The following is a 24404-nucleotide window of genomic DNA, read 5'->3' as shown; positions in this document are numbered from 1 at the left end:
CACGCGTTCGGTGTCCGACTGCCCCTGTACGGAGGCGACATGGAAGATCTGAATCCCGAGGTGGTGCTGGGAATGGCCGCCCAGGCACCCGACGGCATAGTGATCATCGACGGCGACGGACTGATCCGCTTCTGGAACCGGGGCGCTGAGCGCATCTTCGGGTTCTCGGCGGGTGACGTGGACGGTCGGAGTCTGGACGTCATCATCCCCGAGCGTCATCGCAAGCGTCACTGGGACGGCTTCCAGGAGGCCATGGACCGGGGCACGACCAAGTACGGCGACGCGGACCTGCTGAACGTGCCCGCACTGGCGGCGGACGGCCGCAAGCTGTCCATCGAGTTCAGCGTGGTGCTGCTGCCGGGCCCCGACGGCAGCACATACGTCGGAGCTGTCATCAGAGACGTCACCGCGCGTCGCGAGCGGGAGCGTGAACTGATGCGGCGGCGGGCCGAGACCGACGCGTCGGTCTGAGTCCGGTCGGCCAACGCGCCGATGGTGGCGCGCGGAAGCGGCCGTGGCCTGAAGGCCACGGCCGCTTCAGTGTGTCCGGGTGTCCGGGTGCCCGGGTGTCCGGGTGTCCGCGCGTCAGACGATGACGCCGCTCTCCTTCAGCCGGCCGATGGTCTCCTCGTCGTACCCGAGTTCGACCAGGACCTCGGAGCTGTGTTCGCCCAGCAGCGGGGCGCCGACGATCTCCGGCTTGAAGGAGGAGAACTTCACCGGGCTGCCTACGGTCAGGTAGGTGCCCCGGCCCTTCTGCTCGACCTCGACGACCGTGCCGCTCCTGCGCAGGTCCTCGTCGTAGGCCAGCTCCTTCATGCTCATGACCGGGGCGCAGGGGACCTCCCACTCACGCAGGATGTTCACCGCCTCGTACTTGGTCTTGTCCGCGAGCCACTTCTCGATCTCGTCGAAGATCTCGAAGATGTGCGACTGCCGGGCGCGCGCGGTGGCGTACGCCGGGTCCTCGGCCCACTCCGGACGGCCGATCACCTCCGCCGTGCGCTTCCAGTTCTGCTCCTGGACGGTGAAGTAGATGTACGCGTTCGGGTCGGTCTCCCAGCCCTTGCACTTGAGGACCCAGCCGGGCTGCCCGCCGCCACCCGCGTTGCCGCCGCGCGGCACGACGTCGGTGAACTCGCCGTTCGGGTACTGCGGGTACTCCTCCAGGTGGCCGACCCGCTCGAGGCGCTGCTGGTCGCGCAGCTTGACCCGGCAGAGGTTGAGGACGGCGTCCTGCATGGAGACGGACACCTTCTGTCCCTTGCCGGTCTTCCCCCGGTCGATGATCGCGGTGAGGATGCCGATCGCCAGGTGCATACCGGTGTTGGTGTCACCGAGGGCGCCGCCGGAGATGGTCGGGGGGCCGTCCCAGAAGCCGGTGGTGGAGGCGGCGCCGCCCGCGCACTGGGCGACGTTCTCGTAGACCTTGAGGTCGTTCCAGGACGACTGGTCGTTGAAGCCCTTCACCGAGCCGAAGATCAGGCGTGGGTTGAGTTCCTGGATGCGCTCCCAGGTCAGGCCCATCCGGTCCAGGGCGCCCGGCGCGAAGTTCTCCACCAGCACGTCGGCGTCGGTGATGAGCTTCTCCAGCACCTCGAGCCCCTCGGCGGTCTTGGTGTTGATCGCGAGGGAGCGCTTGTTGCTGTTGAGCATCGTGAAGTACAGCGCGTCGAGATCCTCGATGTCCCGCAGTTGCTTCCGGGTGACGTCGCCACCGTTGGGGCGCTCCACCTTGAGAACGTCGGCGCCGAACCAGGCGAGCAACTGCGTGCAGGCGGGACCGGCTTGGACCCCGGTGAAGTCGATCACCTTGATTCCGGCGAGCGGCTTTTCACTCATGTCAGCTTCCTTTTCGTGAACGAACGCTTACGGAGCGGGAGTTCGAGGTGCGCGAGAACGAAGTACGGGCGGGCCGGGGTCACTTCTTCGCGGCGGTGATGTTGCCGACGGTGATGCCCTTGGGGTTGAGGTGCGAGATGTGGCCGCTCTCTGTGCCGGCCGAGGGGTCGATCACGCAGTCGATGAGGGCCGGTCCGCCGGAGGCCAGGGCCTCGGTGAGGGCGGCGGTGACCTCGGCGGGGGTGGTGGCGCGGTAGCCCTTGCCGCCGAACGCCTCGATCATGAGGTCGTGTCGAGCCGCGCCCATGAGGGTCGTCGGCGAGGGGGCGTCGTCGTAGGGGTTGGTGTCGTCGCCCCGGTAGACCCCGCCGTTGTTCATGATCACGGTTACGACGGGCAGGTTGTAGCGGCAGATCGTCTCGATCTCGATCCCACTGAACCCGAAGGCGCTGTCGCCCTCGACGGCCACGACCGGCGCGCCGCTCTCGACGGCGGCGGCGATGGCATATCCCATACCGATGCCCATGACGCCCCAGGTCCCGCTGTCGAGGCGGTGGCGCGGTACGTGCATGTCGATGACGTTGCGCGCGATGTCCAGGGCGTTGGCGCCCTCGTTGACGATGTACGTCTCCGGGCGTGCGCGCACGACATCGCGTACGGCCTTCAGGGCGCCCATGAACTGCATGGGGTGCGGGTCGGCCTCCAGGCGCTTCGCCATCTTGGCCACGTTCTGTGCCGAGCGGGCCCCGAGCTCCTCGCGCCAGGCCGAAGGGGCCGAGATCTGACCGGGCTTGGTCCGCTCGGCTAGTACCTCGAGCACCGACTCGATGTCACCGACGAGCGGGGCGGCGATGGGCTGGTTGCTGTCGATCTCCTTGGGGTCGATGTCGATCTGCACGAACTCGGCCTCGGGGTTCCAGCCCGCCTGGCCGTGGCCCAGCAGCCAGTTGAGGCGGGCGCCGATCAGCATCACGACGTCGGCCTTCTTCAGCGCGAGGGAGCGCGCGGTGGCCGCCGACTGCGGGTGGTCGTCGGGCAGCAGGCCCTTGGCCATCGACATCGGTACGTACGGGATGCCCGTGGACTCGATGAACTCGCGGACCCGGTCGTCGGCCTGCGCGTACGCGGCGCCCTTGCCCAGCACCACCAACGGCCGCTCGGCGCCCGCCAACAGCTCGATCGCCCGGTCCACCGCCTCCCGCGCGGGCAGTTGGCGCGGCGCGGGGTCGACGAGGCGGCTCAGGGTCTTCGCGCCCTCCTCGGCCGGCATGATGGCGCCGAGCACGGCGGCGGGGATGTCGAGGTAGACGCCGCCGGGGCGTCCGGAGATCGCGGTGCGCAGTGCGCGGGCGATGCCCCGGCCGATGTCCTCGACGCGGCTGACCCGGTAGGCGGCCTTGACGAAGGGCTGCGCGGCGGCGAGTTGGTCCATCTCCTCGTAGTCGCCCTGCTTGAGGTCGACGAGGTGGCGCTCGCTGGAGCCGGAGATCTGGACCATCGGGAAGCAGTTGGTCGTCGCGTTGGCCAGCGCGACCAGGCCGTTGAGGAAGCCGGGGGCCGACACGGTCAGGGCCACGCCGGGCTTCTTGTTGAGGTAGCCGGCCGCGGCCGCCGCGTGTCCGGCGTTGCTCTCGTGCCGGAAGCCTATGTAGCGGATGCCCTGCGCCTGGGCAAGGCGGGCCAGGTCGGTGATCGGGATGCCGACCACTCCGTAGATGGTGTCGACGTCGTTCATCTTCAGCGCGTCGACGACCAGGTGGTACCCGTCGGTGAGTTCGGTCGGAACGTCGGCTGCTGCCGCGGTCTCCAGGGGCGAGGGGGCGGTCATGGTCCGAGGTCCTCCTTGGGCAGGTCCTGCCGGAGCGGCTACTTCATTCACCATCCGCAGCGCGCTCGCCCGCGTCCAAGACCCATCGGCGACCAGCCGATAAACAGCTTCTATCGACCGCTGGTCGAGGGCTCACCAACTCCCTTGATAGACGGCTGCTATCGGCCGTTCGCCAGTGCGTATTGGACGCCGGCCGCAGGTCGCCGCAGGCTCGCAGAGGACTGCTTCATCAGATCTGGCGCGAGGGGGTGGGGACATGGCGGTTCCGGCCGCGGCGTCCGTGCGCGACGTGAACCGGTACCGGCCTCCGGCGGTCACCGGCCTCGTGGATCTCCTCGACCGGCAGGTGCGGGAACGCCCGTACGCCCGGGCTCTGGTGGTCGCCGGTGAGCGGGTGCCGCTTTCCTACCGGGGCCTCGCCGCACTGGCCGACGACGTGGCGGACCGTCTCGGCCGCACGGGTCTGCGGCGGGGTGACGCGGTCGGACTGATCTGCGCCAACACCGCTGAATTCGTGGTGGCGTTGCTAGGGGCGGCGCGGGCGGGACTGGTGGTCGCGCCGCTGGATCCGGCGCTTCCCGCGTCCCAACTCGCAACCCGACTGCGGGTGTTGGGGGCTCGGGCGGTGCTCGTCGGACCGACGGTGTCCGATGTCGCCGTGCTGCCGGTGCCGGTGTGGCCGTTGCGGGTGGACGTGTCCCGGGCGGGTTCGGCGGCGGTCGCACTCGACACCGGGGACGTGCCCGAAGTGGCTGGCGCTGCGGGCGAGTTGTCGGACCGGGACGCCCTCGTTCTGTTCACGGCCGGGACCACCGACCGGGCGAAGATGGTCCCGCTGACCCACGCCAACGTGGCCGCTTCCGTGCAAGGAGTGTGTGCCACCTACGAGTTGGGTCCGGGGGATGCGACGGTCGCGGTGATGCCGTTCTTCCACGGGCACGGGCTGTTCGCTGCGCTGCTGGCCTCCCTGGCCAGCGGAGGGTGCGTACTGCTGCCCGAGCGGGGACGGTTCTCGGCGGGCACGTTCTGGGACGACATGCGGGCCGTGACCGCCACCTGGTTCACCGCGGTGCCGGCGATCCACGAGATCCTCCTCGACCGCTCGGAACGGGAGTACCCGGGGCCGAAGGCGCCGCCCCTGAAGTTCGTACGGAGTTGCAGCGCTCCCCTCAACACGGCCACGCAGCGCGCGTTGGAGCGTACGTTCGGCGCGCCGCTGCTGTCCGCGTACGGGATGACCGAGTCCTCGCACCAGGCGGCCAGCGAGCCGCTGCCCGAGCGGGGTGCGCTGAAGCAGGGGTCGGTCGGGCGGCCGACCGGGGTCGAGGTGCGGGTCGTCGACCGGAGGGGGCGGGCGTGTCCGGTGGGCGTCGAGGGAGAGGTGTGGGTGCACGGTCCCACGGTCGCCCGCGGCTATCTCGGTGACCGGGACGGGACGGCGTACACCTTTGTCGACGGGTGGCTGCGCACCGGTGATCTGGGCGCGCTGGACGCGGACGGCTATCTGTCGCTGACCGGGCGGATCAAGAACCTCATCAACCGGGGCGGGGAGAAGATCTCGCCCGAGCATGTCGAGGACATCCTCGCCGGTTGCCCGGGGGTCGCCGAGGCGGCCGTGTTCGCCGTACCCGACGCGGTGTACGGCGAGCGAAGCGAGATGGGGGTCCCCCCGCCCGAAGGGTGGGGGAGGGTCGGCGCCGCCGTGGTGGTGCGCGCGGGTGAGAGCGTGGGGGCCGCGGAGATCCTGCGCTACTGCCGGGACCGGCTGGCCGCGTTCGAGGTGCCGGACAGGATCGAGCTGGTCACCGCCCTCCCGCACACGGCGAAAGGAGGCCTGGACCGGAAGGCCGTGCAGGCCCGGTACGCGCCCTGAGGGGCGGGCTCAGTGCCGACGGGTCAGCGCACGCTGTGCTCGGTCGCCGTCGACGCCGGGAGCGGATGTGGCGTCGGTAGGGGAAGCGGAAGTGGCATCGGGCGGGCGAAGAAGTCGTCCAGGGACAGGCCTGTCGCGGCGTTGACGAACGCCCGTGCGGCGACCGAGCCGGGCGTGGCCGCGTGGATCGCCACCGAGACCTGCGCGCCGGCCTCCGGGTCGACCAGGGGCAGCGCTCTCGTCCGGCCGACGACGGGCATCGCGCGCAGCCAGGTGTGCGGCACGATGCTCGCCCAACCGCCGCCGCCCACATGGGCGTAGAGGGAGGCGATGGAGTCCGTCTCGACCTGCGGGGTCACCACGAACCCCTTCTGCGCGAACACGGTGTCGACGACCTGGCGGATACGCATGTCGGGTGTCAGCAGCGCGAGCGGCAGTTGGGCGGCGTCCGCCCAGGTCACGGTGGCCGCCTGGGCGGCGGGTTGGTCGTCCGAGACCAGCAGCATGTAACGCTCCTGGTAGAGGGGGACGACCTGGAGGCCCTCCTGGTCGCCCGGGTCGAAGTGGGCTATCGCCACGTCCAGTTCGTAGTCGCGCAGTTGGCGGTGGAGTTCCTTCGTCGACAGCCGGGACCTGACCTGCACCTTGGCCAGCGGATGCGCGGCGCAGAAGGCCGCCACGGGCAGCGCGAGGGTCGTGGACGCCGTGGGGTCCGTGCCCAGGCGGAGTGTCCCGGTGATACCGGACTGTACGGCGGCCACCTCCGCCTTGAACGCGTCCTGTTCGGCGAGGATGCGTTTGGCCCAGACGACGAGGCGCTCCCCTTCCGGGGTGAGGCCCTGGTAGTTGTGACCGCGGTTGATCAGTGTGACGTTCAACTCCCGTTCCAGCTTGGCGATCGCCGCCGAGAGCGCCGGCTGGGAGACGTAGCAGGACTCCGCCGCCCGGGCGAAGTGCCGTTCTCTCGCCACCGCCACGAAGTACTCCAGCTGCCGGAACAGCATGAACGACTCCTCTCTGTCGGGGGCCGTCCCCACACCGCCTCCACCCTTCTCCATACTGTATGCAGCACGGGGTGATGTACAGGGGGCGAGAAGGTACAGGGAGCAGCGATCGTGTCACCGCCCCCTGTACCGGTCAGCGCAGGAGCTTCACGGCGGCCACCACCAGGGGGTCGAGACCGTCCGCCCCGGCATCGACGAACTCGTACAACCGGGTACGCATCCGCGGGTCCCAGAACCTGCCCACGTGCCCGGCGATCGCCTCGGCGGCGACGTCGTCCGGCAGATGGCCGTGGTTGGCCGCGATGTCGTTGGCCATCCGGCGCTCCGGGGGTACGGCGGCTGCGGCCATCTCAGTCCACCACCATGACCAGGTCGTCCGCCGCCGGTTCGGCAGCCGCCGCCCGCGTCGGGCGGGCGAGGCCGACCTGTACGGCGGTGACCTTGTACTCCGGGCAGTTGGTCGCCCAGTCGGAGTTCTCCGTGGTCACCACGTTGGCGCCGGTCACGGGGTGGTGGAAGGTGGTGTAGACGACGCCGGTCGGCATCCGGTCGGAGATCTCCGCGCGCAGCGTCGTCTGCCCGACGCGACTCGCCAGGGTGACCATGTCACCGCTCTTGATGCCGCGGTCCTCGGCGTCGTGCGGGTGTAGTTCGAGGATGTCCTCGGGGTGCCAGGCGACGTTGCCGGTGCGGCGGGTCTGCGCGCCGACGTTGTACTGGCTGAGGATGCGTCCCGTGGTCAGCACCAGGGGGAAGCGCCGGGTGCTGCGCTCGTTCGTCGGGACGTACGAGGTGACCACGAACCGGCCCTTGCCGCGCACGAATTCGTCCACGTGCATGATGGGCGTCCCCTCCGGCGCCTCCTCGTTGCACGGCCACTGGATGCTGCCGAGCTTGTCCAGCAGCTCGAAGGAGACACCGGTGAACGTCGGGGTGACGGACGCGATCTCGTCCATGATGCGGCTCGGATGGTCGTACGACATCGGATAGCCCATGGCGGTGGCGATCTCGCTGACGATCTGCCACTCGTGCTTGCCCGTCTTCGGCTTCATCACCGCGCGCACCCGGTTGATCCGGCGCTCGGCGTTGGTGAACGTGCCGTCCTTCTCCAAGAACGAGGCCCCGGGCAGGAAGACATGCGCGAACTTGGCCGTCTCGTTGAGGAACAGGTCCTGTACGACGACCAGTTCCATGGCCTCGAGCGCGGCGCTGACGTGCTTGAGGTTCGGGTCCGACTGGGCGATGTCCTCGCCGTGGACGAACAGTCCGCGGAAGGTGCCGTCGATCGCCGCGTCGAACATGTTCGGGATACGAAGTCCCGGCTCGGCGAGGAGAGTTCCGCCCCAGAGGTTCTCGAAGACGCTACGCACGGCGTCGTCGGAGACATGCCGGTAGCCGGGGAGTTCGTGCGGGAAGGAGCCCATGTCGCAGGAGCCCTGCACGTTGTTCTGACCGCGCAGCGGGTTCACGCCGACGCCGTCCCGGCCGATGTTGCCGCACGCCATCGCGAGGTTGGCCATTCCCATGACCATGGTCGAGCCCTGGCTGTGCTCGGTGACACCGAGACCGTAGTAGATGGCTCCGTTGGGGGCGGTCGCGTACAGCCTTGCGGCGGACCGGAGTTCGGTGGCCGGTACGCCGGTGATCGGCTCGACCGCCTCCGGGCTGTTCTCGGGGCGGGCCACGAAATCCGCCCACTGGTCGAAGTCCTCGCACCGCGCGTCCACGAAGTCCCGGTCGAACAGGCCCTCGGTGACCACCACATGGGCCATCGCGTTCACGACAGCCACGTTCGTGCTCGGCCTGAGCTGGAGATGGTGCTCGGCCTCGATGTGCGGCGAGCGTACGAGGTCGATGCGGCGCGGGTCGACCACGATGAGCTTGGCGCCCTCGCGCAGCCGGCGCTTCATCCTGGAGGCGAACACCGGGTGCCCGTCAGTGGGGTTGGCGCCGATCACCATGATGACGTCGGCCTCGGCCACGGACCGGAAGTCCTGGGTGCCCGCCGACTCGCCGAAGGTCTGCTTGAGTCCGTATCCCGTCGGGGAGTGGCAGACACGCGCGCAGGTGTCGACGTTGTTGTTGCCGAAGGCCGCACGCACCATCTTCTGTACGACGTATACCTCTTCGTTGGTGCAGCGCGAGGAGGTGATGGCGCCGACCGCACTCGTTCCGTACCGGTCCTGGAGTTCGCGCATGCGGCGGGCGACCGTGCCGATCGCCTCGTCCCACTCGACCTCACGCCAGGGATCGGTGGTCTTCTCCCGCACCATGGGCTTGAGTTGACGGTCGGGGTGGGTGGCGTACCCGAAGGCGAAGCGGCCCTTGACGCAGGAGTGGCCCTCGTTCGCCCCGCCGTCCTTGTACGGCACCATGCGCACCAGTTCGTCGCCGCGCAGCTCGGCCTTGAAGGAGCAGCCGACTCCGCAGTAGGCGCAGGTCGTCACAACCGACCTGGTGGGCATGCCGAGTTCGACGACCGAGCGTTCCTGGAGTGTCGAGGTCGGGCAGGCCTGGACGCAGGCCCCGCAGGAGACGCACTCGGAGTCCATGAAGGCCTCGCCGGCGCCCGCCGACACCTTGGAGTCGAAGCCGCGCCCCTCGATGGTCAGCGCGAAGGTGCCCTGGACCTCGCCGCAGGCCCGTACGCAGCGGGAGCAGGCGATGCACTTGGACGGATCGAAGTCGAAGTAGGGGTTGGAGGTGTCCTTCTCGGCGTCGAGATGGTTGGCGCCCTCGTAGCCGTACCGGACCTGCCTGAGCCCCACCACGCCTGCCATGTCCTGGAGTTCGCAGTCTCCGTTGGCCGGGCAGGTGAGGCAGTCGAGGGGGTGGTCGGAGATGTAGAGCTCCATGACGCCCTGGCGGAGTTTCTCCACCTTCGGTGTCTGCGTGCTCACCTTCATACCGTCGGCGCACGGTGTCGTGCAGGAGGCCGGGGTGCCGCGCCGGCCGTCGATCTCGACCACGCACAACCGGCAGGAGCCGAACGCCTCCAGGCTGTCGGTGGCGCACAACTTGGGTATGTCGACGCCCGCTTGTGCCGCCGCGCGCAGCACCGAGGTGCCCTCGGGGACGGTCACCGGAAGTCCGTCCACCTCCACCGACACCGTTGCCGGGCCGGGCCGTTCCGGGGTTCCGAAGTCGGGTTCCTTGAGGAGTGTCATGCCGTTCCCTCCGTCTTCGGGCGGGTCACCTGTACGGGATGGATGCTCAGGAGTTGACGGCCGCCGAGGAAGTCGTCGGGGAAGTGGGTGAGGGCGCTGCGCACGGGCATCGGGGTCAGTCCGCCCATCGCGCACAGCGAGCCGTCGGTCATCAGGTCGCAGAGGTCTTCCAGCAGAGCGAGGTTCTCGTCGCGGTGCGTACCGGCCACGATCTTGTCGATCACCTCGACGCCACGCACCGAACCGACCCTGCACGGGGTGCACTTGCCGCAGGACTCCTCGGCGCAGAACTCCATCGCGAAGCGGGCCTGCGCCGCCATGTCCACGCTGTCGTCAAAGACGACGACCCCGCCGTGCCCGAGCATCGCGCCGGCCTCGGCGAACGCCTCGTAGTCCATCGGCAGGTCGAACATCGACGTCGGCAGATACGCGCCGAGCGGGCCACCCACCTGCGCCGTGCGCAGCGGGCGTCCGCTACGGGTGCCGCCGCCGAAGTCCTCGATCAGCTCGCGCAGGGTGATGCCGAAGGCCGTCTCGACGATTCCGCCGCGCGCGATGTTGCCGCCGAGCTGGAAGACCTGGGTGCCGCGTGAGCGGCCGACGCCGAGGTCCTGGTAGGCCTTCGCGCCGTTCGCGAGGACGACCGGGACGGTGGTCAGGGTGAGGACGTTGTTCACGACGGTCGGCTTGCCGAACAGGCCCTCGATCGCCGGTATCGGCGGTTTCGCGCGCACGGTGCCCCGCTTGCCCTCGAGGCTCTCCAGCATGGAGGTCTCCTCGCCGCAGATGTACGCGCCCGCGCCGACACGGACGTGCAGGTCGAAGTCGAGGGCGGAGCCGAGGATGTTCTTGCCGAGCCAGCCGTGCTCGCGGGCGATCTCGATGGCCTCGCGCATCGTGGCGATCGCGTCCGGGTATTCGGAGCGGATGTAGAGATAGCCCTCGCTCGCGCCGACCGCGTGCGCGGCGATGGTCATGCCCTCGATGAGGAGGAACGGGTCGCCCTCCATGACCATACGGTCGGCGAAGGTGCCGCTGTCGCCCTCGTCGGCGTTGCAGCAGACGAACTTCAGCTCGTCGGGGCAGCCCAGGACGGTCTTCCACTTGATACCGGCCGGGAAGCCGGCGCCACCACGACCTCGCAGTCCGGATGCGGTGACCTCGGCGACCACGTCGGCGGGCGCCATGTCCAGGGCGGCCCGCAGTCCGGCCAGGCCGCCGTGCTCGACGTAGTCCCGCGTCGACAGGGGGTCGGTCAGCCCGACTCTGGCGAAGGTGACGCGAGTCTGGCGGGCCAGCCAGGGCAGTTCGTCGACCAGGCCGAGGCGCAGCGGATGCTCCGCCCCGTCCAGCAGGCCGGCGGCCAGGAGCGCGTCCACGTCCTCGGCGGCCACCGGGCCGTAGCCGACGCGGCCCCGCGGGGTCACGACCTCGATCATCGGCTCCAGCCAGAGCATGCCGCGCGATCCGTTGCGTACGACGTCGATGGCGAAGTCGCCGCGGGTGGCGGCCCGTTGCAGGGCGCCCGCGACCTCGTCGGCGCCTACGGACCTGGCTGCCGAGTCACGGGGGACGTAGACCGTGGCCGCGCTAAGTGAAGAGTTGCTCATGAGGAGACCGTCCCGTTCCGCGGCCCGTTGAGCGCCGCGTCGCGCGTGCGGTTGAGGAGGGAGCCCAGTCGGGCCGGGCTCACCCGTCCGTACAGCCGTCCGTCCGCCTCGACCGACGGCCCCAGTGCGCAGTTGCCCAGGCAGAAGACCTGCTCGACGGTCACCGAACCGTCCGCCGCCGTCTCCCCCAGGGTCAGTCCGCTCTCCCGTACGTGGTTCACGAGACGGTCGGCTCCCAGGGCCTGGCAGGCCTCGGCGCGGCAGATGCGCACCGTGGTGCGGCCTGCGGGCTCGCGGCGGAAGTCGTGGTAGAAGGTCACCACTCCGTGGACGTCCGCCCGGGAGAGGTTGAGCTCGTCGGCCAGCACCGGAACCGCCTCCTGCGGCACATGGCCCAACTCGGCCTGGATCGCGTGCAGTACGGGCAGCAGCGCGCCTCGCCAACCCCGGTGATCGGCCACCGCCCTCCGGACCACGCTCTCGACCCTCATATCGCTCCCGCTGGTCGTCATGATCGCTCCGCCTTCCGAAACGCGGTCCCCGGCGAGGGTTGCAGGAGATTTCGACAATACCCCATACAGGCTTCTGTATACAGACGACAGTTGGAAGAGGCTTCGACTCAACGGCGGCCACGCCATGTTGCATACCAAAACCTGTATGCTGAAAACGTCGTCGGCAACCCTCTTGGCGACCACCTCTTGGCAAAGCCGTCAACCCGGCGGCAGAGCAGAACAGGACAACCATGCGCGAGGCACTCACGGCCGCGGCGTCCCGGCGCGTCACCCGCCCGGCGCCCCTGCGCCAGGCCGTGTACGACGCCCTGACCGAACTGATCGTCAGCGGCTCGCTCAAGCCCGGTCAGCACCTGGTCGAGGCCGAACTCGCCGAGCATCTCGGAGTCAGCCGGCAACCGGTCCGTGAGGCCCTTCAGCGCCTCCAGACCGCCGGTTGGGTCGATCTGCGGCCCGCTCAGGGCGCTTTCGTCCACTCCCCCACCGAGGAAGAGGCCGCCCAACTCCTGGGCGTCCGCTCGGTGCTGGAGACCTATTCGGCCCAGCTCGCCGCCCGCAACGCGACGTCCGAGGACGTCGAGCGCCTCTGCGAGCTCCAGTCCGAGGGCCTCGACGCGCTCGCCGCCGGCGATGTCGAACGCCTGGTCGCGGCCAACACCGCCCTGCACACCTTCGTCACCACCCTGGCCGCCAACGACGTACTGGCCGAGATGCTCTCGCAGGTGGGCCAGAAGGTGCGCTGGTACTACACGCCGATCGCCAAGCCCCGGGGCAAGGAGGCGTGGAACGAGCACATCCAGCTCATCAAGGCCATCTCCAAGGGCGACGCGGACCGCGCGGGCGAGGTCATGCGCAAACACACGGAACGCACAACGGACTTCTACCGCAGGCAGCTCGCCAACGGGGCGGGCCAGCCCTGACAGCCGCGAGGCGGCCGAACCGACCTGCCGGGAACGGGAGTTCTCGGCAGGGTGAAGCCTCGGCGGGGTGGGCTCTCGCGAGGCGGGTTCACCCCGGGGCGGGTTTCGCCCGCCCTAGTCCCCGCCGGGCGACGTCGCCGCAGAGCGGTTTTCGCCTGCCGCGTCCGCGGAGGCCGGAGTCGCGGCAGGCGGGGTTTCCCAGCCGCCGCAGACCGGAACTTCAGGACCGTGCGAGAGAGTCGGCGGCGGCCAACCGGTGGGTCCCCGCATCGGCTGCGGCGCCCAGTTCGCGCAGCCACGGCAGGACCGTGCGCAGCACGATGTCGTCCCCGCCGCCGTCCGAGCCGAGTCGGGCGTCGGCCGGTATCAGTACCGGGTCGGCGAGCACCGTGGACGTGGCGCTGCCCGGCGGTCCGGCGGCGTCGGGCCGGGCGGGTACGAACAGGTCCGGGGCGTGCGCCGGGACTCCCCAGAGAGTGAGGCCGTCGGGTACGCCGAGCGGCCGGGAGGACCAGACGTAGCTGTCGGCCTCCCCCGCCGCGACCACCCCGCGCTTGCGGGCGCGCAGGGCGACCACCCCTCCGGAGCGCACGGCGGTGCAGCGCGGCATGAGCAGTTGGGCCTCCGCCCCCTGCTCGCCGGTGTCGTCCTCGGCCAGGGCGAGGCCGGCGAGGTGACGTCCGGCGGCGATCTCGCCGCGCACCCAGGGGCTGCCGTGCGAGTCGATGACGGTGACCGCCGCGTAGTGCGACCGGAGCACGGCTGCCGTCGCCGGGCAGACCCGCGCTGTCCGGGCGACCACCTCGGCGGCTTCCGGCAGCCCCAGTCCGGCGCCGCCGAACTCGGTGGAGACGGTGAGCCCCAACAGCCCGGTGGCCCCGAGGGCCGTCACGGCTCCTCGGGGGAACCTGCCCTCCGTGCCGGTGACTTCGGCGCATGGCGCGACGGCACGGGCCAGGACCTCTGCGAGAGCGGTGCGGTACGACGACATGGAGTGACCCCCTGAGAGCGATTGCATACAGTATTCTGTATATATCCAGCAGGCGCCAGGGCCCCTGCGGCAAAGAGTCGTCAGGAGGCCTGAGCGACCGGTTCACGGGCGCGGGTCGGGGCTCGGGTCGATCTCCCGCAGCCGCCCGGTCGTCACGTCGAAGACGAAGCCCCGGACATCGTCCGTGTGCGGCAGGAACGGGTTGGTGCGTACGCGCTGCATCGACTGGCGTACGTCCTGGTCGACGTCCCGGAAGGCCTCCACCGCCCACGCCGGACGCTGTCCGACCTCCAGCTCCAGTTCGTGCCGGAAGTCCTCGGTCAGGGTCTGGAGTCCGCAGCCGGTGTGGTGGATGAGGACGACACTGCGGGTACCCAGGGCGCGCTGACTGATCGTCAGGGAGCGGATGGTGTCGTCGGTGACGACACCGCCGGCGTTGCGGACGGTGTGGCAGTCGCCGAGCTCCAGGCCGAGCGCCGCGTGCAGGTCGAGACGGGCGTCCATGCAGGCCACGACCGCGACCCCGAGCACCGGGCGAGCGTCCGTCCCCGGGTCGGCGAAATCGGCGGCGTAGGCGCGGTTGGACTCCACGAGCCTGTCGGTGACCGTCAGTTGGGCGATACGAGATGCGTGTGTCGACATGCTGGGCTACCTCGCTCCGGTCGAACGCGAATCGGATACGAACGGGAGCCGTCCCGGGCACGGCGGTCTGCGCCGCGTGCCGGGACGGGGTGAGAGCAGGGTCGGCCACCGCCGGTCAGACCACGCCCTCCGCCCTGAGCAGGCGCAGTTCCTCGTCACCGAGGCCGAGTTCGCCGATGAGGATTTCCTCGGTGTGTTCGCCCAGAAGGGGCGGGGTGGTGATGTGGGTGGGCGAGTCGGAGAGTTTGAGGGGGTTGCCGACCGTGGTGAAGGGGCCGCGCTCGGGATGGTCGACGGTGACGATCATGTCGTTCGCGGCGAGCGAGGAGTCCTCGATGATCTCCTTGGTGGACAGGATCGGCCCGCAGGGAATGCTGTGCGCGTTCAGCCGTTCGAGGACCTGCCACTTGGGCAGGGTCGAAGTCCATTCCTCGATCAGCTGGAACATCTTCGCCAGTCTCGGCAGGCGGGCTTCGGGAGTGGCCCATTGCGGATCGTCGGCGAGTTCGGGCCTGCCGATCAGCTCTGCGAGAGGCTTCCAGCCGGGCGGCTGCACGATCACGTACACGTAGTCGTTGGGCCCGCCCGGCGCGCATCGCACCGCCCAGCCCGGCTGCCCGCCGCCCGAGGCGTTGCCCGAACGCGGTACCTCGTCCCCGAAATCCTCCGTGGGGTACTCGGCCAGCGGGCCGTGCTGAAGACGCTGCTGGTCACGTAGTTTGACCCGGCACAGGTTGAGGACGGCGTGCTGCATCGCCACGTTCACGCGCTGCCCCCGTCCCGTGCGTTCGCGCTGCAACAGGGCGGCCAGGACACCCGCCACCGCGTGGATCCCGGTCCCGGAATCACCGATCTGCGCCCCGGTCGCCATCGGCGGCCCGTCCTCGAACCCGGTGGTCGCCATCGACCCGCCCATCGCCTGCGCCACCACCTCGTACGCCTTGAAACCCGTGTACGGGCCCTCCCCGAACCCCTTGATCGACGCGTACACGATTCGCGGATTGATCTCCTTGATGCGGTCCCAGGTGAAACCCATCCGGTCGACCGCGCCCGGGCCGAAATTCTCCACCAGCACGTCCGAACGCCGGATCAACTCCGTGAGGATCTCCCGGCCCCGCGCCGACTTGGTGTTCAGCGTGACACTGCGCTTGTTGCAGTTGAGCATCGTGAAATACAGAGAGTCCGCCCCCGCCACGTCCCGCAACTGCCCCCGCGTGACATCCCCTCCCGGCGCCTCCACCTTCACCACGTCCGCGCCCAGCCACCCCAGCAACTGCGTCGCCGACGGACCCGACTGCACATGCGTCATATCCAGAACACGGATCCCCGCAAGCGCCTTCTCCATGATCGCCACCTCACTTGTACGTCGACGGGTGTGCACGCGATGTCTGCCGGAGGGCGGCACCCCCGCACGGGCGCCGCCCGGCCGCCGGTCACGGCATGAGCTGGTATTCCGGGAAGTTGCCGGGCAGCCGTTCGTCCGCCGGTCCCCGGGTCACGGCGCGCACCAGCAGGTCGCCGCCGACGAACGCGCCGCGCCAGGACGCGCCGAAGCCGCCGAACAGCTCGTCGCGGTCGCCTCGTGAACGCGGCTTGTTGTGGCCTACCTTGAAGGCGCGGATCTGCGGGGCGAGCCGGTCGAAGGTCGCCCTGTCGTCCGTGGACAGGGTGGCGACAAGCGCGCCGTTGGAGGCGTTCATCGCGGCCAGCAGCTCCGCCTCGGTGTCGACGAGGACGATGGTGTCGACCGGCCCGAACGGTTCCGCGTGGTGCAGCGGCGAGGAGGGCGGCGGGCCCAGAAGGGTGACTGGTTGGACGTACGCCGAGGTGTCCTGACCGGGCAGGAAGCGGGCGTCGGTCTCACTGGCACGGTGCAGGGGGACGGCGCCGCGAGCGACCGCCTCGGCGACCTGGTCGTGGAGTTCCTTCGCCTTGGCCGCGTTGATCACGGGCCCGAAGTCCAGTGCCGGGAACGGGTCGTCAGGGTTCTCGACGGCGAGCGGGTGCCCGACGCGCAGGGTGCGGACCGCGGGAAGGTAGGCCGTCAGGAACTCGTCGAACAGGGCGCGTTGGACGACGAAGCGCGGGTACGCCGTGCAGCGCTGCTTGCCGTAGTCGAAGAGCTTGGGGACGACGGCCTTGAGGGTGTCCCAGTCGGAGAAGTTCCAGATTCCCCAGGTGTTGAGTCCTTCCTGTTCGAGTATGTGTCGCTTGCCGAGGTCGGCGACGGCCGTGGCCACCGCGGCGCCGGTGTCGCGACCGCCCACGAAGGAGACGCAGCCGATCTCGGGCGCCCGTACCAGCGCCTCGGACAGCTCTCCCCCGCCGCCGCTGACGAGGGTGACGGGAAGCCCCTCACGGGCGGCGAGCGCGCAGGCCAGGGTCAGACAGGCGACACCGCCGTCGGTCGGGGTCTTGGCGATGACCGCGTTGCCTGCCAGTGCCTGTACCAGCATTGCGTGAACGAGCACGCTCATCGGGTAGTTCCAGCTGGCGATGTTGGATACCGGACCGTCCAGCGGAACCCGGTCGGCGACCATCGGCCCGATGCCGTCGACGTACCAGCGCACCCCGTCGATGGCCCGGTCGACGTCCGCCTGCGCCAGCCGCCAGGGCTTGCCGATCTCCCAGACGAGCAGGAGGGCGAGGAGTTCGCGGTGCTGGGTGAGGGCGTCGAGGGTGGCCGCGACGCGGGCGCGGCGCTCGTCGAGCGGGATGTGGCGCCAGGCGCGGTGCTGGTCCAGGCACGCGCGTACGGCCTGGTGGGCGGTGTCGGGGTCCAGGCGGGGCGGGCCGGCGATCGGGCTGCCGTCGACGGGGCTGGTGGCGGGCAGGGCCCGGCCGTCGGCCTGCCAGGAGGAGTTCCAGAGGTTGAGGACGCGGTCGTCGCGGAAGGCCTCGGGGGCCACGGCGAGGCATCGCTGCCAGGCGTCGGACCAGGATGTGCCGGACTTCAGCACGAGGTGGGTCGGGTTGAGGGTGGTCGCCATTCGGTGTCTCCGCTCTCGGTGCACAGTCGGGGGCGGGGATGGGATGGGGCAGGAGTCGCGGCGGGGTGCGGGTTCATGATTCGGCTTCCGTCTGAAAAGTGCTGCACGCCCCCTGGACATCACCCATCGGATGCGGGATAACAATCTTCATACAGTATTCGTCGACTGTATGCAATGTGCCGGACGAGGTGACTCTTGGGGGCGGTTCATGACGTAACCAGGCACAGGGAGGCGTCCGACGGTGCGCGTCGGACGGCCCCGGGACCCATGCGCGCACGAAAGGCATTTGGACAGGGGGCGCTGGCCAGATCTTTCGACGCAAGGAGTCTTCACCAGTGACAACCATTGACTACTCGACGTCCCTTCCCTATCGGGAGGTGACGGACCGCAACGGCCGCATGTACCGCATCGGGGAATCCGACGTCGACATCATGGGCCGCAGGCGCAGGTGGATGGTCATCCTGCCCTGGATCGGCATGATGGGCATCAGCTCCGCCGAGTACGCGTTCACGTCCGCGGAGGACACCCTCCACGAGGCCCATCTGTGGGACAGCGGACACATCTTCTGGCTGATGGGCGTCTGGGTGTTCTTCCAGGCGGCCGTGGCCTTCCCCGCCGGTCAGCTGCGGGAGAGCGGCAGACTGCCCGCCCGTACGGCGATGATGCTCGGCGCGGTCGGCACCATGCTCGGCTACCTCTCGCTGGCGTACGCGCCGAACGTGCTCGTGGCCTACTTCGGTTTCGGCATGTGCAGCGGTATAGGCGCCGGTCTCGTCTACGCGACCTGCGTCAACATGGTCGGCAAGTGGTATCCGGAGCGCAAGGGCGGCAAGACGGGCTTCGTCAACGGCGGTTTCGCCTACGGCTCGGTGCCCTTCGTGTTCCTGTTCACCTCGTACATGGACCTGAGCAACTACCAGACCGTGCTGGCCTGTGTCGGCGTCGGGCTGTGCCTGGTCGTGGCGTCGGCGGGCTGGTTCTTCAAGGACCCGCCGAAGAACTGGTGGCCCTCGCACGTCGACCCGCTCAAGGTGACGGACGACCCGAAGATCCGCCGGGCGCTGGAGAAGAACCCGCCGGCGGTCAAGCAGTACGTCCCGAGGGAAGCCGCCCGTCAGCCCGTCCTGTGGATGATGTGGTTCTGTCTGCTGTGCACCGCCGGCATCAACATCTTCGGGATCGCCTTCCAGGTGCCGTTCGGCAAGGACATGGGCTTCGCGGGCGGAATCGTGGCGACGGCGATGTCCCTGAAGGCCATCGTCAACGGCACCGGCCGCGGTGTCATCGGCTGGATATCCGACCGCTACGGGCGACGCAACACGCTGATCATCGTATGTGTGGTGCTGGGTACGGCCCAGTTCGGGGTGCTGGCCTCCGGCCAGATGGGCAGCATGCCGTTCTTCCTGTTCTGCTCCATGGTCTCCGGCTTCGGCGGCGGGGCGATCTTCCCGCTGTTCGCCGCCATGACCGCGGACTACTTCGGTGAGAACAACAACGCCTCCAACTACGGAATGGTCTACAGCTCGAAACTCATCTCCGGCCTCGTCGGCTCCGGAGTGGGCGCGATCGTCGTCGACCACTGGGACTACGAGGGCGCGTTCGTCCTGGCCGGCTGCATCGGGCTTGCCTCCGCGGTGCTGGCGGTGTTCCTGAAGGCACCGGGCAGGCCCGTCGCCGACCGCAGGGTCTCCCCCAACCCCCAGCCCCTCGGCGAGGAAATGGCCTGACACGTCGGCAAGGAAACGGCCCCACACGGAGGAATTGGCCTGACATGACGGCAGATCCCATCGCCACGAACAGTTCGACGAGCGACTCGACCGGCGACTCGACGGGCGACTCGACGAACGGTTCACCGACCGACCCCCAAGCCGCACACCGTCCCTACCGAGAAGTGACCGACTCCCGTGGCCGCGTCTACCGCGTGGGCGAGACCGACCGGGACATCCTCGGTCACTCCCGCAAGCTCATGGTGTATCTGCCGTGGGTCGCCATGATGGCCATCAGCGTCTTCGAATACGCGTACGGTTCGGCGGAGGACACCCTGTCCCACGCCCACGGCTGGACGCAGAGCAACACCTTCTGGATCCTCAGCGTCTGGGTCTTCTTCCAGGCCGGCATCGCCTTCCCCGCGGGCTGGCTGAGGGAGAGGGGCATCCTGACGGCCCGTAAGGCCATGTACATCGGCTCGGGCCTGTGCGCCTTGGGATTCCTCGCTCTCTCGCATCTCAGCAACGTCTGGCTGGCCATCCTCGGCTTCGGCGTCGTCGGAGGCATCGGCGCCGGACTCGTCTACGCGACCTGCATCAACATGGTCGGCAAGTGGTTCCCCGAGCGCCGGGGAGCGAGGACGGGCTTCGTCAACGGCGGGTTCGCGTACGGGTCCCTGCCGTTCATCTTCATCTTCAACTACGGCTTCGACACCGCGAACTACCACCGGGTGCTGGACCTGATCGGCGCGTACATCATGATCGTGGTCCTCGCGTCCGCCTTCTTCTTCAAGGATCCCCCGAAGAACTGGTGGCCCGCGGACATCGATCCGCTGACGTACTCGGGCGACGCGAAGAACGCGACGAGCCTCGCCAAGAACCCTCCCGCGGTGAAGCAGTACACGCCCAAGGAGGCCATCAGGACCGGCATGCTCCCCCTGATGTGGGTCTCCATCGTGCTGACCGCCGGCGTGTCGATCTTCGGGATCTCCTTCCAGGTCGACTTCGCCAAGGATGTGGGCTTCGGCCCGCTGGTCGCCGCGTCCTCGATGGGCGTCATGGCGGTCATCAACGGCATCGGCCGCGGCGTGGTGGGCTGGCTCTCCGACAAGTGGGGCCGCAAACCCACCCTGGTGTTCGTCATCGTCGTCCTGGGCCTGGCCCAGTTCGGGGTGATCTGGGCGGGCGACGTCCGGAGCGAGGCGCTGTTCCTGTTCTTCGCCTTCCTCTCCGGCTTCGGCGGCGGCGCGTTCTACCCGCTGTTCGCGGCACTCACCCCGGACTACTTCGGGGAGAACTACAACGCCTCCAACTACGGGCTGGTGTACAGCGGAAAGCTGATCAGCGGCCTGTTCGGCGGAGGTTTGGGCTCCATGGTGGTCGCCGCCTGGGGCTACAACGGCGCGTACGCCCTGGCCGGCGCCGTCTCCATGGTGGCCGCGGGCATCGCCCTGCTGCTGCGACAGCCGGGCCGCGCGACAGCCGGCCGGACCGCGCAACCGCAGCCCGCGGGCTGACGCCACGCGCGCGTGAGGAGGCCCTCCCGGGATTCCGGGAGGGCCTCCTCAGCTGTACGGGGTTGCCGTCAGCACTTCTCGCGCAGCGAGTGGAGGTGCGCGCTGGAGCGGCGCGCGAAGGTGAAGGACTCGGTCGGGTTGTCGTGCTCGGCCTGCCAGTGATGGGCCAGCCGCTCGCCGCGCAGCCGGGTCACGGCGGAGATGAACCGCTGGTAGTCGATGTCTCCGTCGCCGACGTCGGTCATGCGGTAGCCGTACTGGTTGCCCGGGTCGCTCACACCGTCCTTCACATGGAAGAGCGGGTAGCGGTGGGGCTGCCTGAGTACGTAGTCGAGGGGCTCGAACGGCGCGGGTTTGCCGTCGGGGCGCTTCGAGAAGCGGAACTGGCCCGAGTACGCCCAGAAGATGTCCATCTCCAGGTACACGAGCTTGGGGTCGGTCTCGGCGAGCAGTACGTCGTAGAGCCGGACCTTCGGGTTGTCGGTGGCGAAGGAGAACTCCTCGGAGTGGTTGTGCTGGTAGAACTTCATGCCGCGGGCCCGGGCCGCCGCGCCGTACGTGTTGAACTCCTCCGCCGCGCGCTTCCAGGCGTCGACGGTGGAGCCGTAGCGGAACGGGTTGGAGGCGGTGCCTATGTGCTTGAGGCCGAGGGCCTGGGCGTCGTCGAGGACCTTGTTCAGGTTCTGCGCGAAGGTGTACGCGTTGGGGTCGGCGGCGTAGTAGCCGACGTGGCTGCCGATGGGGTTCAGGCCGTGGTCGCGGGCCAGCCGTTTGAGCTGGGCGAGGGTGATGGGCCCCGCGGAGCCCTGGGTGTATCCGGCGAACTCGACCTCGTCGTAGCCGTACTTCTTCAGTTCGGCGAAGACGGGGGCGAAGCCCAGTGTGGAGACCTTGTCGCGCAGGCTGTAGAGCTGGATGCCGAGCCGGCCGGGCGGCAGGACGGGGCGGCCGCGGCCCGCGGCGGTGGTCTGTGCCGAGGTGGCCGCCGTGGCGGGGGCGGCGGCCCCGAGGAGGGCGGCGGCGGTGGCGCCGGCGGCCACGCCGAGCATGCCTCTTCGGCTGAGCCGGTCGGCGAGTTCGGGGTCGTGCGACTTGCTGCTGCCGGCCGTGCGGGGTGTGCGGCTCATGAGGAACTCCTCGTTGGGGGAAGGCGTTGTCAGTGGTGAGTGCTTCACTTGTGACCAGTCAGGACAGACCGGCCAGTTGGAGCAGGAGTGACTTCACGTCGGTGGCCGCGATACGGCCGTCGACGGCACGGGGGGTGGAGCAGATGAGGAGCGGACCGTCGTCGTCGCTCGCCGGAAGGCGGCCGTGGCTGCCGCGAATAGGTGAGGGATCCAGGGGCACGACCGCCATGCGGTAACGCAGGCCGAGCTTCTTGCGGGCCAGTGCGGTGGCCGCCTTGACCTTGATGAGCGGGTCGAGCGGATCCATGAAGAGTTCGACCGGGTCGTATCCGGGTTTGCGGTGGATCTCGACGAGCTGTGCGAAGTCGGGCGCGCGGGCGTCGTCGAGCCAGTAGTAGTACGTGAACCAGGCGTCCGGCTCCGCCACGGCGACGAGTTCGCCGGCGCGCGGATGGTCGAGATGGTGGGTCTTCTTGCCCTCGTCGTCGAGGAGTTGCTCAATGCCGGGAAGACCGGCGAGGGCTTCTTTGACCGTCTCCAGATCCTCCGGTCGGCGTACGTAGACGTGGGCGATCTGGTGGTCGGCGACGGCGAAGGCGCGTGACGTCATCGGGTCTAGGTACTCCATGCCGTCCTGGGTGTGCACCTCCAGCAGTCCGGCGCGGCGCAGGGCCCGGTTGATGTCGACGGGCCGCTCGACGCGGGTGATGCCGTACTCGGAGAGCGCGACGACGGTTCGGCCTTCGGCCCGGGCCTCGTCCAGGAGCGGGGCCATGGCCGCGTCGAGGTCGGCGGCCGCTTTCAGGGAGCGTGGGTCGTCGGGGCCGAAGCGCTGCAGGTCGTAGTCGAGATGGGGGAGGTAGCACAGGGCCAGGTCGGGGTGGCGGGTGCGCAGGATGTACCGGGTCGCGTCGATGATCCAGCGGCTGGAGGTGAGGTCGGCGCGGGGGCCCCAGAAGTGGAAGAGGGGGAAGGTGCCGAATGCGGCGGTGAGTTCGTCGTGCAGGGCCGGGGGCCGGGTGTAGCAGTCGGGTTCCTTGCGGCCGTCGGAGTAGTAGACGGGACGGGGAGTGACGGTGATGTCGGTGTCGGCGCCCATGGCGTACCACCAGCAGATATTGGCGACCGTGTAGCCGGGGTGCACGCGGCGGGCGGCGTCCCAGAGCTTGTCGCCGGCGACGAGACCGTTGTGCTGGCGCCACAGGAGTACGTCGCCGAGCTCACGGAAGTACCAGCCGTTGCCGACGATGCCGTGCTCGGAGGGAAGGGCGCCGGTGAGGAAGGTGGACTGGGCGGCGCAGGTGACGGCGGGCAGGACGGTGCCCAGCGGGGCACGGGAGCCGGACTGGCCGAGGGCTTTGAGGCGGGGCATGTGGTCGAGGAGACGGGGGGTGAGGCCGACGACGTCCAGGACGAGGAGGGGTACGGGCTCGGGGGTCTCGGGCGCGGAGTCTTTACGAGCGGAGCCTTCTTGGGCGGGGTCTTCGTGGGCGGGGCGGGGGCTCATGGCAGCTCCTTCAGGCCCAGGTCGGTCAACAGGTCTCGGGCGAGGGCGAGTTCGGCGGCGATGCCGTCGGCGAGCTGGGCGCGGGCGCGGGGCCGCAGCTCGGGTGGGAGTGCCTGCCAGGTGTAGGTCTCGATCTCCAGGTGGCTGGTGAGGGGGTGCGGGCCGCCGACGAGCCGGGTCAGCGCGGACTTGAGGACGGGGAGCGTGGAGGTGAGGGGTGCGGCGGGGGCCGCGTGGAGCGGGACGTGGAAGTGGGCGCGCCAGGGTGAGGCGTCGGGCAGCACGTGGCCGTGGAGGGCCTCGCCGAGGTCGTCGGTGCCGCGCAGGCCGGCGGCGGTGGCCGTGCGGGTCTGGTGCAGGAAGCGGGGTTCGTCGAAGGCGGCGAGTGCCTCGCGGACTTCGGGGAGATGGGGGTGTTCGGCGTGCAGGGCGGCTGAGAGCTGGGACTTGACGATGGGGACGCGGGCCTGGGTGAGCGCGTCCAGGGCGGTGTGCGGATCTTCGAAGGAGGTGGCGAGGTGGCAGGTGTCGACGCAGATACCGATGCGGTCATGGCCGATCCCGGTGAGCGGGGCGATGGCGTCGGCGGTGGTCTCGACGGTGCAGCCGGGTTCGGGTTCCAGGCCGATACGGATGGAGCGTCCGGTGAGTTCGGCGAGGGCGTCGAGGCGTTGTGCGAGGGTGCGCAGGGCGGTCGTGGCGGTGGCCGCGCGCTCGGTGTCGTAGGTGGTGCGCCAGGCGAGCGGCAGGGTGGAGATGCTGCCCTCGGTGACGTCGTCGGGGAGGAGACCGGCGAGGACCCGGGCCAGGTCGGTGGTGTGGGCGAGGCGCTCGGGGTCGGCCCAGTCCGGTTTGTAGACGCGGTACTTGACCTCTTCGGCGCCGAAGCCCTCGTAGGGGAAGCCGTTGAGGGTGACGACTTCGAGGCCGCGCCGGTCGAGTTCGGTGCGCAGGCCGCGCAGCGCGGAGGGGTCGGTGACGAGGGCGTGGGCGGCGTCCCTGGCCAGCCACAGTCCGATGCCCAGCCGGTCGCGGCCGAGGCGTCGGCGTACGGGTTCGCAGTGGTCGCGGAGTTGGGCGAGGACGCCGTCGAGGGTTTCGGCGGGGTGGACGTTGGTGCAGTAGGCGAGGTGGACGGTGGAGCCGTCGGGATGGCGGAAGCGCATCG

General features: G+C 69.4%; 19 protein-coding genes. 5 read left to right on the top strand and 14 right to left on the bottom strand.

Annotated elements, in window-relative coordinates; translation table 11 throughout:
- Window positions 1–39: 39 nt before the first annotated feature.
- On the top strand, window positions 40–471 hold the full coding sequence (locus PV396_RS05685) for a PAS domain S-box protein (protein WP_319201038.1): 432 nt from the start codon (window positions 40–42) through the stop codon (window positions 469–471).
- Between the two features lie 114 nt (window positions 472–585).
- On the opposite strand, the gene frc (PV396_RS05680) is transcribed toward PV396_RS05685, so the two are convergent.
- Together frc (PV396_RS05680) and oxc are read right to left on the bottom strand one after the other, a co-directional pair.
- Window positions 586–1842, bottom strand: coding sequence for a formyl-CoA transferase (frc, locus tag PV396_RS05680; protein WP_319201036.1), 1257 nt, complete (start codon window positions 1840–1842; stop codon window positions 586–588).
- 79 nt (window positions 1843–1921) lie between these two features.
- A complete protein-coding gene (gene oxc, locus PV396_RS05675; protein WP_319201034.1) occupies window positions 1922–3670 on the bottom strand; it encodes an oxalyl-CoA decarboxylase in 1749 nt (582 codons plus the stop codon).
- 256 nt (window positions 3671–3926) lie between these two features.
- Between oxc and PV396_RS05670 the strand changes: the two genes are divergently transcribed.
- Window positions 3927–5543 (top strand): FadD7 family fatty acid--CoA ligase, encoded by a 1617-nt coding sequence (locus PV396_RS05670; protein WP_319201031.1) that lies wholly within the window; start codon window positions 3927–3929, stop codon window positions 5541–5543.
- A 23-nt stretch (window positions 5544–5566) separates the two neighbouring features.
- Here PV396_RS05670 and PV396_RS05665 read toward each other — a convergent pair whose 3' ends face one another.
- The 5 genes from PV396_RS05665 to PV396_RS05645 all read right to left on the bottom strand — a co-directional run bounded on the left by PV396_RS05665 (window position 5567) and on the right by PV396_RS05645 (window position 11836).
- A complete protein-coding gene (locus PV396_RS05665; RefSeq protein ID WP_319201029.1) occupies window positions 5567–6547 on the bottom strand; it encodes a LysR family transcriptional regulator in 981 nt (326 codons plus the stop codon).
- Between the two features lie 133 nt (window positions 6548–6680).
- Window positions 6681–6863, bottom strand: coding sequence for a formate dehydrogenase subunit delta (locus tag PV396_RS05660; RefSeq protein WP_319202253.1), 183 nt, complete (start codon window positions 6861–6863; stop codon window positions 6681–6683).
- Window positions 6864–6897: 34 nt separating this feature from the next.
- The gene (gene fdhF, locus PV396_RS05655; RefSeq protein WP_319201027.1) at window positions 6898–9714 is read right to left on the bottom strand and encodes a formate dehydrogenase subunit alpha; all 2817 of its coding nucleotides are present in this window, start codon (window positions 9712–9714) and stop codon (window positions 6898–6900) included.
- Window positions 9711–11324, bottom strand: coding sequence for an NADH-quinone oxidoreductase subunit NuoF (locus PV396_RS05650; protein ID WP_319201025.1), 1614 nt, complete (start codon window positions 11322–11324; stop codon window positions 9711–9713). Before PV396_RS05650 ends, fdhF begins: the two co-directional genes overlap by 4 nt.
- Complete coding sequence (locus PV396_RS05645) at window positions 11321–11836, bottom strand: formate dehydrogenase subunit gamma (protein ID WP_319201023.1); 516 nt, start codon at window positions 11834–11836, stop codon at window positions 11321–11323. The genes PV396_RS05650 and PV396_RS05645 overlap by 4 nt, the downstream gene beginning before the upstream one ends.
- Before the next feature lie 230 nt (window positions 11837–12066).
- Between PV396_RS05645 and PV396_RS05640 the strand changes: the two genes are divergently transcribed.
- Window positions 12067–12756 carry a GntR family transcriptional regulator gene (locus tag PV396_RS05640; RefSeq protein ID WP_319201021.1) on the top strand — a complete coding sequence of 230 codons (690 nt, stop codon included), beginning with the start codon at window positions 12067–12069 and terminating at the stop codon, window positions 12754–12756.
- Window positions 12757–12976: 220 nt separating this feature from the next.
- Here PV396_RS05640 and PV396_RS05635 read toward each other — a convergent pair whose 3' ends face one another.
- The 4 genes from PV396_RS05635 to PV396_RS05620 form a co-directional block, all read right to left on the bottom strand.
- Window positions 12977–13747: an acyl-CoA dehydrogenase family protein gene (locus PV396_RS05635; RefSeq protein ID WP_319201019.1), complete on the bottom strand. Its 771-nt coding sequence runs from the start codon at window positions 13745–13747 to the stop codon at window positions 12977–12979.
- Window positions 13748–13849: 102 nt separating this feature from the next.
- The gene (locus PV396_RS05630; RefSeq protein ID WP_319201017.1) at window positions 13850–14389 is read right to left on the bottom strand and encodes a carbonic anhydrase; all 540 of its coding nucleotides are present in this window, start codon (window positions 14387–14389) and stop codon (window positions 13850–13852) included.
- Between the two features lie 115 nt (window positions 14390–14504).
- The gene (frc, locus tag PV396_RS05625) at window positions 14505–15737 is read right to left on the bottom strand and encodes a formyl-CoA transferase (protein ID WP_319202251.1); all 1233 of its coding nucleotides are present in this window, start codon (window positions 15735–15737) and stop codon (window positions 14505–14507) included.
- 85 nt (window positions 15738–15822) lie between these two features.
- Window positions 15823–17379 (bottom strand): aldehyde dehydrogenase family protein, encoded by a 1557-nt coding sequence (locus PV396_RS05620; protein ID WP_319201015.1) that lies wholly within the window; start codon window positions 17377–17379, stop codon window positions 15823–15825.
- A 335-nt stretch (window positions 17380–17714) separates the two neighbouring features.
- Here PV396_RS05620 and PV396_RS05615 point away from each other — a divergent pair, with 335 nt between their 5' ends.
- The gene (locus PV396_RS05615) at window positions 17715–19106 is read left to right on the top strand and encodes an OFA family MFS transporter (RefSeq protein WP_319201014.1); all 1392 of its coding nucleotides are present in this window, start codon (window positions 17715–17717) and stop codon (window positions 19104–19106) included.
- A 44-nt stretch (window positions 19107–19150) separates the two neighbouring features.
- The gene (locus tag PV396_RS05610; protein ID WP_319201012.1) at window positions 19151–20602 is read left to right on the top strand and encodes an OFA family MFS transporter; all 1452 of its coding nucleotides are present in this window, start codon (window positions 19151–19153) and stop codon (window positions 20600–20602) included.
- A 68-nt stretch (window positions 20603–20670) separates the two neighbouring features.
- On the opposite strand, the gene PV396_RS05605 is transcribed toward PV396_RS05610, so the two are convergent.
- Genes PV396_RS05605 through eboE form a run of 3 tightly spaced genes read right to left on the bottom strand, consistent with a single transcriptional unit; the run spans window position 20671 to window position 24402 of the window.
- Complete coding sequence (locus tag PV396_RS05605; RefSeq protein ID WP_319201010.1) at window positions 20671–21729, bottom strand: sugar phosphate isomerase/epimerase; 1059 nt, start codon at window positions 21727–21729, stop codon at window positions 20671–20673.
- Between the two features lie 58 nt (window positions 21730–21787).
- Window positions 21788–23236 (bottom strand): alkaline phosphatase family protein, encoded by a 1449-nt coding sequence (locus PV396_RS05600; protein WP_319201008.1) that lies wholly within the window; start codon window positions 23234–23236, stop codon window positions 21788–21790.
- Window positions 23233–24402 carry a metabolite traffic protein EboE gene (gene eboE / locus PV396_RS05595; RefSeq protein WP_319201007.1) on the bottom strand — a complete coding sequence of 390 codons (1170 nt, stop codon included), beginning with the start codon at window positions 24400–24402 and terminating at the stop codon, window positions 23233–23235. Before eboE ends, PV396_RS05600 begins: the two co-directional genes overlap by 4 nt.
- Between the last annotated feature and the right edge of the window lie 2 nt (window positions 24403–24404).

Origin of the sequence: Streptomyces sp. ME02-8801-2C (assembly GCF_033793965.1) — a bacterium.
Taxonomy (GTDB): Bacteria; Actinomycetota; Actinomycetes; order Streptomycetales; family Streptomycetaceae; genus Streptomyces.
Note: the sequence above shows the minus strand (reverse complement) of the source record. Positions and strands in the feature narration are given on the sequence as shown.